This is a genomic window from Bradyrhizobium sp. AZCC 2176, from assembly GCF_036924645.1.
In the GTDB taxonomy this organism is placed as follows: domain Bacteria; phylum Pseudomonadota; class Alphaproteobacteria; order Rhizobiales; family Xanthobacteraceae; genus Bradyrhizobium.
In genome coordinates this window covers 1,139,909-1,154,165 of record NZ_JAZHRX010000001.1, presented here as the reverse complement: position 1 = coordinate 1,154,165, position 14,257 = coordinate 1,139,909, and the positions used below count along the sequence as shown (strand labels likewise).

Below are 14,257 nucleotides of genomic sequence, written 5' to 3'. Positions count from 1 at the left end.
AGCTGCATACTCCGTCATTCCGGGATGGTGCGTTAGCACCAGACCCGGAATCTCGAGATTCCGGGTTCGATGCTTTGCATCGCCCCGGAATGACGGTGAAAATCACCACGTCGCGGTGCCCTTCATCGTCGGCTGTCCCTCGGCATTGGCGATCCACAGCTCCATGCCGGCGCTGGTTTCGTTGGCGTTGATCGAGAACTCGCCGCCTTCGAACAAGGGCTGCACGCCGCGATAGCTGAACTTGTTCGGCGCCGAGTCGCCGTGAAGTTTTGCGGCGAACTCGACGATCAGCGCCGCCTGCAGCGGGCCGTGGAAGATCAGGCCCGGATAGCCCTCGACCTTGGTGACGTAGTCGCGGTCGTAATGGATGCGGTGGCCGTTGAAGGTCAGCGCCGAATAACGAAACAGCAGCACGGGATCGCTGACATGGGTTTCGCGATGTCTTGCGACGGGCGGCGGCGGAGGGGCCTTGGGCGGTGCGGCCGGGGCTGCGCCGCCCATGCCGCGATAGACGATGTCCTGACGTTCCTGGATAGCTGTGCCGCGCGGCGTCGTGATCGTGTGTTCGACGGAAACGAAGCAGAGCGCGCCGGTCGAACCGGTCTTCATCGTCACGTCTGATATCCTGGAGGTCCGCGTCGCCTCGTCGCCGACGCGCAAGGCTTCGAGGAACTGAATCTCGCCGCCGGCCCACATCCGGCGCGGCAGCGGCACCGGCGGCAGGAAGCCGCCGCGGGTCGGGTGGCCGTCGGGGCCGAGCTGCGACATCGGAAACACCGGTTGCGCCAGGCACCAATGCGTGGTCCACGGCGCGGCCTCGCCGGTCTTCGGCTCGCCGATGTCCTGAAACAGCGTTGCGCGCAAACCCTTCACCAGTTGGGCGGTGACGATGTCAGAGGCCTCCGTGCTGCGGCCGATCCATTGGCGCAGATGGTCGAGATCGAGGGCGTCGGTCATGACTTAAGGCTCCGCGCGCGAGGCGCCTTGGGAAGTTCGACGTGGTCGCCAATGGCGGGCACCGCGCCGTAATGCCGTGGCTCGCCGACGAAGATCGCGGCGGGCGCGGCATAGCTCACCTTGCCCCTTGGCGTATCGACCTCGATCCGGCGCAGATGCGGATGCACGGCGAGGTCGGCCATCGTGTTGACCTCGGCGAACGCGATGTCGGCATCCGCGAGGCGCTTCAACAGTTCGACGCGCGTCATGGCCGCAAAACTGTCGGCCACCGTCTTGTCGGTGAGTGAGCGGTTGCGCACGCGCTCGACCATGTTGGCGAATCTGGGATCGTTCGGCAGATCGGGTTGATCCAGCACCTCGGCGCAAAGCTTCTTCCATTCGCGCTCGCTCTGGATCGAGATCAAAATGCCCTTGCCGTCCCTGGAATTGAACACGCCGTAGGGCGCGATCGAGGGATGGGCCAGCGCCATCCGCTTCGGCGGATTGCCGGCCTCCGAATTGATCAGCGGCACCGCCATCCAGTCGGCCATCACGTCGAACATCGAGATCCTGATATCGGCGCCCACGCCCGTGCGGCCGCGGGCGATCAGCGCTTCGAGGATTGACGCATGCGCGGTGGCGCCGGTCGCGATATCGACGACGGAGATGCCGACGCGCGACGGGCCTTCCGGGCCGCCGGTGATCGAGGCAAGCCCGCTCTCGGCCTGGATAAGCAGATCGTAGGCCTTGCGGTCCGCATAAGGTCCTTCGTCGCCATAGCCCGAGATGGTGCAGCAGATCAGTGCCGGATAATCCTTTCGCAACCGCTCCAGCGAAAAGCCGAGCTTGTCCATAGAGCCGGGCTTGAGGTTTTGCAACAGCACGTCGGCGCTCCCGATCAGCTCTTCGAGCGCGGCGCGGCCTTCCTTGGTCGCGAGATCGATCACCACGGAATTCTTGCCGCGGTTGAGCCAGACGAAATAGCTGCTCTGCCCCTTCGCCGCCGCATCATAGCCGCGGGCAAAGTCGCCCTCGGGGCGTTCGACCTTGACGACATGCGCGCCGGCATCCGCCAGCCTGGAGCTGCAGAACGGCGCGGCAACCGCCTGTTCGACGGAGACGACGATCAATCCTTCCAATGGCAGCATCTGATGTTCTCAGTACGAGCGGGGCAGACCGAGCACATGCTCGGCGACGAATGACAGGATCAGATTGGTCGAGATCGGCGCAACTTGATACAGCCGCGTTTCGCGGAACTTGCGCTCGACATCGTATTCTTCGGCAAAGCCGAACCCGCCATGGGTCTGCACGCAGGCATTGGCCGCCTCCCAAGAGGCATCCGCTGCCAGCATCTTGGCCATGTTGGCCTCGGCGCCGCAATCGAGCGCGGCCTCGTATTTGCGGGTGGCTTCCTTCACCATCAGTTCGGCCGCGCGCATCGCGGCGTAGGCCTTTGCGATCGGGAACTGAATGCCTTGATTCTGGCCGATCGGCCGGCCGAACACGGCGCGCTCCTTGGCGTAGGCGGTAGCTTTCGCGATGAACCATTTGGCATCGCCGATGCATTCGGCCGCAATGAGAATGCGCTCGGCATTCATGCCGGACAGGATGTAGCGAAAACCCTTGCCCTCGTCGCCGATCAGGTTTTCGGCGGGCACCCGCATGTCCGTGAAGAACACTTCGGTGGTGGCGTGATTCATCATGGTGCGGATCGGGCGGATTTCGAGGCCCTTGCCCTTGACCTCGCGCATGTCGACGATGAACACCGACAAACCATCCGTGCGCTTCTTCGCCTGTTCCTTCGGCGTGGTGCGCGCGAGCAGGATCATCAGGTCGGAATGCTCGGCACGGCTGGTCCAGATCTTCTGGCCGTTGACGATGTAGTGGTCGCCGTCGCGCTTGGCGACGGTCTTCAGCGAGGAGGTGTCGGTGCCGCTGGTCGGCTCGGTGACGCCGAACGCCTGCAGCCGCAATTTGCCGCTGGCGATGCCGGGCAGGTATTTCGCCTTCTGGGCGTCGTTGCCGTGCCGCAGCACGGTGCCCATCGTGTACATCTGGGCGTGGCAGCCGCCGCCGTTGCAGCCCGCCCGCTGGATCTCTTCCAGGATCGCGGCCGCCGCCGAAAGCTTCAGCCCGGAGCCGCCATATTCCTCGGGGATCAAGACCGAGAGGTAGCCGGCTTCGGTCAGCGCGTCGACGAACTCCTTCGGGTACGCCATCTGGCGGTCGAGCTTGCGCCAGTATTCGCCCGGGAACTGGGCGCAGAGTTTGGCGACGGCATCGCGGATGTCGTGGAATTCGTCTTGTTGTTCTTGTGCGGTCATTTGATTTTCTGGCGATGGATGGTGGGTGATGTTAATTGCCGGATCGCGGGCGGTTGTGAAACCACAGCCGGTCTCCTATGCTGAATTGTTATAGCGTATGAACCTGCCTTCGAAGATTGGCAAGCGATGGATATCAGGCAGCTCAGGACCTTCAGCAGCGTGGCGGAGCTCGGCAGCCTCAGCAAGGCCTCCGACACGCTGCGGGTGGCGCAGCCGGCACTGAGCCGCCAGATCAAGCTGCTCGAGCATGAACTGCGGGCCGAGTTGTTCACGCGGAACGGCCGCGGCATGGTGCTGACCGACGCCGGCCGCCTTCTGCTCGCGCGCACCTCCGGCATCGTCCGGCAGATCGACCAGGTGCGCGACGAGATCCAGTCCGCCGGCGGACCGCCGTCGGGCCGGGTCGTGCTCGGGCTGGTGCCGACCGTAAGCTGCGTGATTTCGGCGCGGCTCGCCCGGCGCACCGTCGAGAAATATCCGGGCATTTCGCTCTGCATCGTCGAAAGCTACAGCGGCCATCTGATGGAATGGCTGCACCGCGGCGAGATGGATCTGGCGCTGATCTACGGGCCGTCGAGCGACCTGCATCTGGCCGTGCAGAGTCTCGGCCGCGATCCCATCGTCGCCGTGGGGCCGCGCGGCAGCGGACTGTCGCAGAAGAAACAGGTCGACATCGGCTGGCTGCTGCGCCAGCGCCTCGTGCTGCCCAGTCATTCGCACGGGCTCCGGGCGCTGATCGAGCAAGCGGCGGCGAAGAAGAAACTGAAGCTCGACGTCACGCTGGAAGCGGATTCGTTTCGGGTGCTGACCAGCCTGGTCGAGGAAGGGTTGGGATACACGCTGTTGCCGCCTTCCTCGGTGCGCCACGAAGTGGCCTCCGGCCGGCTGGAAACGGCGGCGATATCAAAACCGTCGCCGATGCGCGAACTGACGCTTGCGTCTCCCATCGATCATCCCGGCTCGACTGCCATCACGCTGGTGAGCGAGCTGCTTCGCAGCGAACTTGTCGCCTGCCGCGAAGCGGGCCTCTGGGACATCAAGCTCGCCTGAGCCGATGTGAGGGCCTTGCGGATTGGCTTAGAACAAAACGGTCCGGCGTTGCATTCTCATCTGGCTACAGCAGCCATGCCGCAATTGTATAGGACGGTGCGGCATTGCCGGAACAATGGCCGTCGGCCCGAAGCTGCCGATATGCGACGTCTGCTATCCGGTCGCTGCGAGGGGTAAACCGAACATCGGCGGCGAGGTTCAATCTGGCTCGCGAATGACGCATACGGGAACCCGAAGTTGTGGCCGAGATCACATCGATCGCGCGACTTCTGGCGCATTGTGCCGCCGCTATAGATATCCGTTGAGGTCCGGATGCACTGTACGAATTGCGCAGCCGAAGTCCCGGAGCAAAGCAAATTTTGTGGGCGGTGTGGAGCGGCGGTAGCGCGGCGCTGTCCGGCCTGCGGTGCGGCAAACCCAGTCCTGTACAAGTTCTGCGGCGACTGCGGGAACAAATTGCGCGTGGACTCTCCCGCGGTGGTACCGGCGGCTCGGGACTCGCGCCCGATCGAGCGCCGGCAGCTTACAGTCCTGTTTTGTGATCTGGTCGGATCGACTGCGCTCTCCGCGAGGCTCGATCCCGAAGACTTCAGCGCAATCATCGCCGGCTACCGGCGCTGCATAACTGAAACCGTCGCCCGCTTCGACGGCTTTGTCGCGCGACATCATGGGGACGGCGCGGTCGTATGCTTTGGCTATCCTCTGGCGCACGAAGACGACACGGAGCGTGCCGTTCAAGCCAGCCTCGCATTGGTGCAGGCGATCGCCGCCTTACCGGCGAAAGAAAAATTGAGCGCGCGTGTCGGTGTTGCAACGGGCGTCGCGCTGGTCGGCGATATGTCGGACAGCGCGATTTCCGAGGAGCATGGCATCCTCGGCCACACCCCGAATCTTGCCGCCCGACTGCAATCGCTCGCACAACCCGGCAGCGTTGTTATCTCGGGTCGCACAAAGACGATCGCAGGACCGCAATTCGAGTATCTCGATCTCGGTAAAGTCGAGATCAAGGGTTTCGCAAAACCAGTCGCTGCTTGGCAAGTCGCCGGCAAGACAACGGTGACCAGCCGATCGCACGCTCTTCAAAGCTGCGCTGTACTGCCGCTGATCGGTCGTGATGAAGAAATGGAGCTAATTCTGAGCCGATGGAAGCGGGCCAAGTGTGGGGACGGTCAGGTGGTGCTGCTTTCCGGTGAAGCGGGGATCGGCAAATCACGGCTCACCATCGCGCTGCTGGAGCAGCTTGCTCGCGAGCCACACATACGCCTGCGGTTCTTCTGCTCGCCGCAGCATACCGACAGTACGCTCTATCCGGTGATCGGCGAGATGTGGCGCGCCGCCGGCTTTGCTCACGATGACAGCCAGCAAGCGAAAATGGACAAGCTTGACGCGCTGCTGGCGCAAAGCTCGTCTCCATCGGAGGATGCGGCGCTGTTTGCCGAAATGCTGTCGCTGCCCAACGATGGACGCTACCCTCCGGTTGAAGTTGAGCCGCAGCTCCGTCGTCAGAGAACGCTGAAAGCGCTTGGTTCGCACCTCGATGTGCTGGTGCGGATCAATCCCGTGCTGATGATTTTCGAAGATGCGCATTGGAGCGATCCAACCAGCCTCGAATTGTTCGCTTGGGCGGTGGACTGGGCCGTGAGCCACCGGCTCCTGTTAGTTGTCACCTTCAGGCCGGAATTCAGCCCGCCCTGGATCGGACGGCCGCACGTGACTGAGCTGACCCTCCATCGGTTGGCGCCGTGCGACATCAATTCCCTGATCGAACGGGTCGTCGGCAGTCGATCGCTGCCGGCGGGCATCCGACACGACATCATCGAGCGCACCGACGGCATTCCACTGTTCGCCGAGGAGATGACCAAGGCGGTGCTGGACGCGGAGGGTGAGAGTGATGTGCAGCGGGCCTTCGCAGGGGCGCCAACGCCTGTCGTGGCGGTTCCGGCAAGCCTGCAGGCTTCGCTGATGTCGCGGCTCGACCGGCTCGGCCCCGCGAAGGACGTGGCGCAGGTCGGCGCGGCGATCGGCCGGGAATTTCCCCACATGTTGCTGGCTGCGCTGGTGCGAAAGCCGAAGGCAGAATTGGACTCCGACCTCGATCGCCTCATTGCGGCGGGTTTGCTGTTTCGACGGGGCACCCCGCCACATGCGAGCTACCTGTTCAAGCATGCGCTGGTGCAGGACGCGGCCTACAGTACGCTGCTGCGGGAGCCGAGGCGCGCGCTGCATGCGCGCATCGCCGAAATTCTCGAAAGTCGGTTCGCAGAAATCGCCGAGAGCCAGCCCGAACTGCTGGCGCGCCACTACACAAAGGCCGACCTGATTGAGAAGTCAGCGCGCCTGTGGGGCAAGGCGGGACAGCGATCACAGGAGCGTTCGGCGCTGGTCGAAGCCGCAGAACAACTCAGCCACGCCCTGGAACAAATCGCAACCTTGCCCAGCACACCCGACCTGCGGCGCGAGCAGATCGTTTTACACGTCGCGCTCTTGAACACGCTCATGCATGTCAAAGGATATGGCGCGCCCGAAACGAAGGCTGCCGTAGCTCAGGTGAGAGCGTTGATCGAGCAAGCGGAACGGCTCGGCGAACCTCCCGATGACCCTTCGTTGCTACTCTCAGCCCTCTTTGGCCAGTGGATCGTCAATTTCATAAACTTCAATGGTGACGTTGCGCGAGAGCTCGCAGCGCGGTTTCTGGCGCTTGGCGAGAAGGAGGGAGCGGTGGTACCGCTCATGATTGGACATCGTACCATGGCGAGTACGCTGGCGCTTATGGGAGACCTCGTTGATGCCAAAGCGCATTACGATGAAGCGCTCGCCCTTTACCGCCCCGCTGAGCACCGGCGATTGATGACGCGATTTGGCCAGGACCTCCGAGTGACGTGCCTGGCCTTTCGTTCAATGGCCTCGTGGCTGCTCGGCTATCCCGAGGCTGCGCTCAAAGATGCAGACTGTGCGCTCGCGGAAGCGCGCCAGATTGAACATGCTGCGACTTTGATGTTTACGCTGAATTTCCCCATTCTTGTTAATACCTACTGCGGGAATTACGACGCGGCAAACGAGCACCTCAAAGAGCTTGTCGCGTTAGCCGAGGAGAAAGGCGCCCCGTTCCGAAAGGCCGAAGGCGTGTTACGGCGGGGCTATATCCTGACCCTCACGGGAACTGCGAAAGCGGTCGAGATCGTCACGTCGGGCATTGATCTATGGCGATCCGCCGGATCGACGATATTTACGCCGGAGCAGGAGTTCATGCTGGCAATCGCCCATGCCAATTCGGGCCAATTCGATGATGCCTGGCGCTGCATCGGTGAGGCAATGACGGCGATGCACGCAACCAAGGAAAGGTGGTGCGAGGCTGAAGCTCATCGCGTTGCCGGTGAAATCGCCCTCAAGTTGCCGCAGCGAGACGTGGCGAAAGCGCAAGCGCATTTCGAGCATTCCCTGACCGTTGCACGAGCACAGCAGGCAAGGTCGTGGGAGTTGCGCGCGGCCATGAGCCTGGCGCGACTCTTGAGCGATCAGGGAAAACGGCAAACGGCACGTGACCTTCTCGCTCCCGTCTACGATTGGTTCATCGAAGGCTTTGACACGAGCGACCTTCGAAAGGCCAAGGCGTTGCTCGGCGAGCTTCATTGAAAAGGCCCCAGCCGGGCTCGCGATCGGTGGCGCCCGGCTGAAGGAATGCTCAACGCGCGTCCACTACCGAGGTGGGTTTCAGCCGTGATACGCAAACAGCTCGATCGGGTCGTTGAAGCCGCGGACCGGGTGTTCGCCGACGCGTTCGAGGTCGAAATCGCGTTCGACGAAGTCGGCGAACGCGCGGGACAGCAGCACCGTTCGGCCCAATTGTTTGGTGAGGGTTTCGAGGCGTGAGGCCATGTTGACCGCAGGACCGATGACCGTGAAGTCGAGCCGGCTGCGCGAGCCGATATTGCCGTACATGACGTCTCCGACGTGGACGCCGATGCCGTAATTCAGCGGCGCACGGCCGGTTTGGCCGTTCCTTTCGTTCAGGGCAACCATGGCCTGGCGCGCTTCGGCCACGGCATGCAGCAGATTGGCGCAGGCCGTGGGCTGGCTGAGCGGAAAAATGGCGAGCAGGCCGTCGCCGATGAACTTCAGGATTTCCCCGCCATGTCGCGCAATCGGCTCCGACATCGCATCGAAATAGTCGTTGAGAAGATCAATGACGTCGTCGCGCGGCCAGTTGTCGGAGATCCGGGTGAAATCACGCAGGTCGCAGATCATGATCGCGGCGCGCACCGTCGTCCCGCTTCCGCGCCGGGTGGCGCCGGCCAGAATCAGCTCGCCGGCATGCGACCCGACATAGGTTTCGAGCAACGTCCGCGCCAGCCGGTTCTTCATCCGGATTTCGCTGACCAGCGCCAGAATCGGCAACAGTCTCGACAGGCGGACGATATGCGCGTCGCCGAAACCTCCTGGCCGGTCGGTCGCAAAAGTCACGATATGCCGCTTGCCGAGCGTATGGTACAGCGGCCACGCCACATAGTCGGTCAGGCCTTTCGCCCGCATCTCGTCATAGATGGCGTGCTTGCGGCCCAGCGAGGGATCGCGTTCGAGATTCTCGCGCACCTCGGTGGCACCGTCATGGATTTCGTTGGCGGGACTGCCGATATATTCGGATCGCTCCCTGACATCGTAGTCGACTCTCGCAAGCTCGGCCTCGCGCATCCCGTCGGCCCACATGATCCGGGCGCCAAGCCATTGCGGATGGTGGATCAGGAGATGAAGCGACGCCCGCTTGACGGGAATGCCCGCCCGCTGGAGCCGGAGACACAGCTCAGCGAAAATATTGTCAATGAAGCGCTCGTCGCGCGTGTCGTTTGTCAGCCAATGCACAATGTCGCCGTCGGAATGCGCGGGGACGGGATCGATGTTTGGCGGCGCGTTCATATCTTGCTCCCGAGCAGTGACCTGGATCGACGGTACGGGATATGTCGTGTCTCCGATCGACAACGTCAACGGGAGGCCGCCACAATCTGCTTGCGCGCATCGAAGCGATCTTGACCTCGGTGTTCAACAAGCCGGTCCTGATAAAGGAGAGCAGACCCAGCGTCAGCCAACCAAGGTCAGAACGTTTCGGGCAGGGTCTTTGAAATGGGCGAGCGTGCCACCCCATCATCCCGGTGAAGTCTGCTTTTGGACCCACAGCGGAGGTGCGGCGTGCAAAGCATTGCCGAGAGCCAGCGGCAAGGAGCCAAACCAGCTTTCGACTACGTTGGCCGCATCGCAACGGACTGCTGCAACCGTCTCAAGCCGCCGCGCGGCCTGCCTGCCATAACGTGAGCACCTCCTGGCGCGCGATGCCGCGGGTAATGAACACGATGCGCGAGCGGCGGTCGGCGTTGGGCCATTCGGGGAGCGCCACCGGCGGATGGAAGACATGGTGGACGCCATGGATCACTACCGGCGTCTGCTCCCCGCGGAGATTGAGAATGCCTTTGACCCGCAGCAGATCCTCGCCGCGCGTGCCGCGAAGATACGCGAGCCAGTGCGAAACGGCCATCCAGTCGAGCGGTTCGTCGAACGCAAGCATAAAGTTGGTGATCGATGCATCGTGGCTGTGATGGGCATGACCGTGGTGCTCGTGTGCCACCTCGCGGGATCCTGCGAACGCCTGCTCGTTGAGCCAGCGCCCGACGTCGACCGCTTTTTTCTCGGGATCGACCAGGCCGGCACCGAATAGCCCCGCCGGATCGATCTCGCCATGCATCACGCTTTCGATCCTGGCACCGGGATTGAGCCGACGGAGACGCGACTCCAATTCGGCAATATTGCTGACCAAATCACACTTGGTGATCAACAGCCGATCGGCAAGCGCCACCTGCTTCACCGCTTCATATTGATGGTCGAGCTGATGAACTGCATTGGCGGCATCCACCGTCGTCAAGACGGTATCGAGCCGCAGGAAATGCGAGACCAATGGATTGTTCAGCAGGAGCTGCAAGATCGGCGCAGGATCTGCCAGACCCGTGGTCTCGACGAGAATACGACGAAATGGCGGCACCTCGCCGCGATCGCGTCTCACCAGGAGTGTGCGCAGCGTCTCCTCGAGGTCGCTGCGGATTGTGCAGCAAATACAGCCGCTCGCGAGCACAGCCACCTCGCCATCGACGCGCTCGACGAGGAGATGGTCGAGACTGACTTCCCCGTATTCGTTGATAATGACGGCGCTGTCCGTCATGGCGTCGTGGCGCAGCACGCGATTGAGCAGCGTGGTCTTGCCGCTGCCGAGAAAGCCGGTGATCAACGATACCGGCAGCCGCTCGGCTGACTTGTCGTTCTCGAAGAGGCCCATCGGCGCCCTCACTTCAATCATCTTATTTTTGTCGCTGGACAGCAGCCTAGCGGAGGAGGAGCATGCCGAAAATAATTTTTTAAGCCCAGCTTCTGGGCACAACCCTGGGAGGGAACGATGGACGACGAATTCAGGGGCGAAGAGCAGAAAGGCGGGATGGCGGCAACCGATCGCCGGACGTTACTCCGCACAGCCGGCCTGGCCGGCGCTGCGGGGGCGGCGCTCGCGGGCGCGATGCATGGCAAGTTCTCGCTCGCGCCGGTCACCGCAGCGCAGGCGCAGACCACCGCCGCCATGCCCAAGGGTGTCGACAAGCCATGGTGGCCCTCGAAATGGGGCAAGGACGACGAGGCCGGCGCATCCAACCACATTACGCCGGCGAAGGTCCTCGATGCGGCGAAATGGATCAAGGACGGCAGGATCTACAAGATCGGCCGGGTCTACGAGCAGGGCATGCCGCTGTTCGGCGCGCGTGTGTTCGCGCTGCGCATTCCCGGGGGGCCGACCGGCGGCCCGTTCGGCGACAACAAGCTTGTGTATCATGACGAGTTTCTCGCCACCGAGATCAGCCAGACCGGCACGCAATTCGACGGCCTCGGTCATATCGGCATCCAGATGGGCAAGGACGGCGACAAAAGCGAGATGCGGTTCTACAACGGCTTCACCGCCGCAGAGATCAGCGACGCATATGGTCTCAAGAAGCTCGGCACTGAGAAGCTGAAGCCGCTCTTCACCCGCGCTCATCTGATCGACATGGTCGCGCTCAAGGGCGGGATGATGGACGCCGGCCAGGAGATCACCTCGGCCGATATCAAGGCGGCGCTGCAGAAGCAGAACATTCCAGAGAGCGACATCAAGCCGGGCGACGCGATTATGTTCCATACCGGCTGGGGCTCGCTGTGGATGAAGAACAATGATCGCTTCAACAGCGGAGAGCCGGGCATCGGCCTCGACGCCGCCAAATGGGTGATCGAAAAGGACCTCGCGCTGACCGCGGCGGACACCTGGGCGGTCGAAGTAGTGCCCAATCCCGACAAGTCGCTCGCCTTTGCGGTCCATGCCGAGTTGCAGACCAAGCACGGGATACACAACCACGAGAACCTGATCTTCGACGAACTCATCGCCGACAAGAAATACCAGTTCGTCTATTGCTTCACCCCGGCCCCGATCAAGGGCGCCACGGGAAGCAACGGCTGTCCGATCGCGATCACGTGACCAGGGCGCATCGGCGCGTGGGCCGGCGGACCGCCCACGCGCCGGTACCCCGGGGCTTCGGTATCGAAGCGGCCGTCCAATGAGTGTTGCCCGGACACGGGCTCAACGCCAGAACGAGTAGCTGCCGGGCAAAAAAGGATCAGGAAAGCTTGTCTGGAGAACGCCAGTTCTCAATAGCCGACCAGAAAAGGTCCGCCTTTCCGTAGCGGCGTGTGAAGCAACGCGACTGATATTGGAGCTTTACCTTCCCTCGATCATTTCGACGAGTTGGATGAGATTGCCGCATGTATCATCAAAGACGGCCATTCTGACCGTGCCCGCATCCATGGGCTCTACTGTGAATTCGACACCAAGCTGGCGCAGTCTCTCGAACTCCTTCTTGAGGTCATCCACTTTGAAAGACGCGGCAGGAATCCCATCGTTCGCGAGCGCAGATTTAAATGGCCCGGCGGCAGGGTGCTCACTCGGCTCAAGCAGGAGTTCGGTTCCTTCCGGTGCCTCCTTCGACACAACGGTCAACCAGCGATGCGCTCCAAGCGGGATATCGTGTTTGACGATGAAGCCCAGCTTCTCCGTGTAGAAGTCCAGGGCTTTGGCCTGATCGTCAACCAAAACGCTCATGACATAGATCCTCATGTCGCACTCCCTTTTTTCAGATGCCTGTTGAGCCGGGCTGCGGCTGCCTTTTCGCAAAGGCGCATTGTCGAAGGTGCGTAATTTTACTGCATCTCAAGCTGCGCGGGAAACCTGTGCGGCTACGCCGCGGCAGGTGGTCCGAACCAAGTGGTGAGCGCGTCAGCGAGTCCCGACTTAGTTGAGTCCCCCACCCAAGCAACATATCCGTCGGGCCGAATTAGCACGGCGTCGGGAGCGGTGACCGCGCCAAGCACCGGAAGCTCCCACGTATCGACACATCTGGCCTCGACCAACTGAACCCGATCCGCCCATGGCGTGATGTCGAGGCGGCCGGGCTCACCGAAGTTGAGCAGCACCGGCCGCGCATTGTGCAGCAGGGTGAAGACCCGCCGCGGCCCATTGGCGGTGACGAGGTCGAGATCGGGCATGCGGCGTCCGAGCAGCTTGTGTCCGTCGCCGAGGTCGTAATGAATGCCGAGACCGGACATGTCAGCGGCGACCCGCTTGCGTGGCTCGTCCATGCCCAGCAGACCGGTGATGGTCTCGCGCAGGGCGTTGGTGCGATCATCGGTGCGGAGCAGCGCAACTTGCGCCATCGTGTTGCGCAACACGGTGGCGGCGACCGGGTGACGCTCGGCATGGTAGGTATCGAGCAGGCTTTCCGGCGACGTCTTCTTGACGATTTGGGCCAGCTTCCATCCCAGGTTCACCGCATCCTGCACACCGAGGTTGAGGCCCTGTCCGCCCGCCGGGTAATGCACGTGCGCGGCGTCGCCAGCCAGCAGCACCCGTCCCCTGCGGTAGGAAGCTGCCTGCCGAGCCATATCGGTGAACCGCGAAATCCAGGTCGGACTGTGGATCCCGTAATCGGTCCCGTAGACGGCGATGAGCGCCTCGCTGAGATCGCGCAAAGTGGGCTCGTCGGCAGGCCCGACGTGCCGTTCGGTCACCATGACCCGTGCCGGTCCCCCATCCATGTAGACCACATCGCCATCGCGGATCTCGTACTTCAACTTGCCGAAACCATGGACGCCAACGGCATTGCGGTGGATGCCCCATTTCGGCTCCTCGGCCACCTCGACTTCAGCGATCAGGTTGCTGACGGTCGGATCCCATCCCGGGAAATCGATGCCGGCTGCCTTGCGGATCAGGCTGCGCCCTCCGTCACAGCCTGCGACATACTCCGCCCGCAGCTTCTCTCCGTCGGACAGTGCGACATCCACGCCGGTGTCGTCCTGCGCGATACCGGTCACCTCGATTCCGCGATGGATTGTGACCGCCAGCTCCCCGACCCAGCCGGCCAGGATGCGCTCGATATGGTTCTGCCACAGCCCGAGCCCGTAATTGTGCCTGGTGGGAAAGTCGCTGATGTCCAAAGCGACCCCGGCGAACGCCGCCACCTGCGCTACCTGTCCCTCCGAGAGGAACCGATCGGCGATGCCACGCTGATCGAGCACCTCGATGGTGCGCGCGTGCAGACCGCCCGCGCGCGAGCCGGCGAGCTCCTGGCTGGCGCGCCGCTCGACAATGGCGACATCGACACCCGCCAACGCCAACTCGCCTGCCAACATCAGTCCGGTCGGACCTCCGCCGACGATAACCACCGCATGCCTGCTCTTTGCCGCACCCATTTCGTCCCTCCGTTGCCATTGGCTTCGGCCGGCGTTTTACGGGATGCCCGGGGTCTTGAAGCAAGCCCCTTGCGCGCTACATATCAGAGTGGGGAGAGGTATTCTGCTTTCCGGTTATTCGCAGAGAGGGCGGTTGGCTAGACCGGAAG

The 14,257-nt window shown here is 62.6% G+C and carries 10 protein-coding genes and 1 pseudogene; 4 read left to right on the top strand and 7 right to left on the bottom strand.

Features of this window, described 5'->3' with window-relative positions:
- Window positions 1-102: 102 nt before the first annotated feature.
- The 3 genes from V1288_RS05105 to V1288_RS05095 are packed head-to-tail and all read right to left on the bottom strand — an operon-like array spanning window position 103 to window position 3,260.
- Window positions 103-957, bottom strand: coding sequence for an FAS1-like dehydratase domain-containing protein (locus V1288_RS05105; protein ID WP_334356038.1), 855 nt, complete (start codon window positions 955-957; stop codon window positions 103-105).
- Window positions 954-2,084 (bottom strand): CaiB/BaiF CoA transferase family protein, encoded by a 1,131-nt coding sequence (locus V1288_RS05100; RefSeq protein ID WP_334356037.1) that lies wholly within the window; start codon window positions 2,082-2,084, stop codon window positions 954-956. The genes V1288_RS05105 and V1288_RS05100 overlap by 4 nt, the downstream gene beginning before the upstream one ends.
- A 9-nt stretch (window positions 2,085-2,093) precedes the next feature.
- A complete protein-coding gene (locus tag V1288_RS05095; protein WP_334356036.1) occupies window positions 2,094-3,260 on the bottom strand; it encodes an acyl-CoA dehydrogenase family protein in 1,167 nt (388 codons plus the stop codon).
- A 126-nt stretch (window positions 3,261-3,386) separates the two neighbouring features.
- On the opposite strand from V1288_RS05095, the gene V1288_RS05090 reads away from it, so the two are divergent.
- The 3 genes and pseudogenes from V1288_RS05090 (at window position 3,387) to V1288_RS05085 (ending at window position 7,943) form a co-directional block, all read left to right on the top strand.
- Window positions 3,387-4,310: a LysR family transcriptional regulator gene (locus V1288_RS05090; RefSeq protein WP_334356035.1), complete on the top strand. Its 924-nt coding sequence runs from the start codon at window positions 3,387-3,389 to the stop codon at window positions 4,308-4,310.
- Window positions 4,311-4,622: 312 nt separating this feature from the next.
- A pseudogene (locus V1288_RS34040) lies at window positions 4,623-4,763 on the top strand (double zinc ribbon domain-containing protein); the annotation flags it as partial.
- Between the two features lie 9 nt (window positions 4,764-4,772).
- The gene (locus V1288_RS05085; protein ID WP_334356034.1) at window positions 4,773-7,943 is read left to right on the top strand and encodes an adenylate/guanylate cyclase domain-containing protein; all 3,171 of its coding nucleotides are present in this window, start codon (window positions 4,773-4,775) and stop codon (window positions 7,941-7,943) included.
- 78 nt (window positions 7,944-8,021) lie between these two features.
- On the opposite strand, the gene V1288_RS05080 is transcribed toward V1288_RS05085, so the two are convergent.
- Both V1288_RS05080 and V1288_RS05075 read right to left on the bottom strand, forming a co-directional pair.
- Window positions 8,022-9,221 carry an adenylate/guanylate cyclase domain-containing protein gene (locus tag V1288_RS05080; RefSeq protein WP_334356033.1) on the bottom strand — a complete coding sequence of 400 codons (1,200 nt, stop codon included), beginning with the start codon at window positions 9,219-9,221 and terminating at the stop codon, window positions 8,022-8,024.
- Between the two features lie 358 nt (window positions 9,222-9,579).
- Entirely contained in the window at window positions 9,580-10,647 is a 1,068-nt protein-coding gene (locus tag V1288_RS05075; protein WP_334356032.1) for a CobW family GTP-binding protein, read from the bottom strand.
- Between the two features lie 96 nt (window positions 10,648-10,743).
- On the opposite strand from V1288_RS05075, the gene V1288_RS05070 reads away from it, so the two are divergent.
- A complete protein-coding gene (locus V1288_RS05070) occupies window positions 10,744-11,841 on the top strand; it encodes a cyclase family protein (RefSeq protein ID WP_334356031.1) in 1,098 nt (365 codons plus the stop codon).
- Window positions 11,842-12,081: 240 nt separating this feature from the next.
- Here the strand turns inward: V1288_RS05070 and V1288_RS05065 are convergent, their stop codons facing one another.
- The gene (locus V1288_RS05065) at window positions 12,082-12,477 is read right to left on the bottom strand and encodes a VOC family protein (protein ID WP_334356030.1); all 396 of its coding nucleotides are present in this window, start codon (window positions 12,475-12,477) and stop codon (window positions 12,082-12,084) included.
- 119 nt (window positions 12,478-12,596) lie between these two features.
- A complete protein-coding gene (locus V1288_RS05060) occupies window positions 12,597-14,108 on the bottom strand; it encodes an FAD-dependent monooxygenase (RefSeq protein ID WP_334356029.1) in 1,512 nt (503 codons plus the stop codon).
- Window positions 14,109-14,257 lie beyond the last annotated feature (149 nt).

Bases quoted from the DNA above. Each gene is read 5' to 3' on its own strand.
- V1288_RS05100 (WP_334356037.1), bottom strand. From the start codon at position 2,084: ATGCTGCCATTGGAAGGATTGATCGTCGTCTCCGTCGAACAGGCGGTT.
- V1288_RS05060 (WP_334356029.1), bottom strand. From the start codon at position 14,108: ATGGGTGCGGCAAAGAGCAGGCATGCGGTGGTTATCGTCGGCGGAGGT.
- V1288_RS05095 (WP_334356036.1), bottom strand. From the start codon at position 3,260: ATGACCGCACAAGAACAACAAGACGAATTCCACGACATCCGCGATGCC.
- V1288_RS05070 (WP_334356031.1), top strand. From the start codon at position 10,744: ATGGACGACGAATTCAGGGGCGAAGAGCAGAAAGGCGGGATGGCGGCA.
- V1288_RS05075 (WP_334356032.1), bottom strand. From the start codon at position 10,647: ATGATTGAAGTGAGGGCGCCGATGGGCCTCTTCGAGAACGACAAGTCA.
- V1288_RS05105 (WP_334356038.1), bottom strand. From the start codon at position 957: ATGACCGACGCCCTCGATCTCGACCATCTGCGCCAATGGATCGGCCGC.
- V1288_RS05090 (WP_334356035.1), top strand. From the start codon at position 3,387: ATGGATATCAGGCAGCTCAGGACCTTCAGCAGCGTGGCGGAGCTCGGC.
- V1288_RS05065 (WP_334356030.1), bottom strand. From the start codon at position 12,477: ATGAGGATCTATGTCATGAGCGTTTTGGTTGACGATCAGGCCAAAGCC.
- V1288_RS05080 (WP_334356033.1), bottom strand. From the start codon at position 9,221: ATGAACGCGCCGCCAAACATCGATCCCGTCCCCGCGCATTCCGACGGC.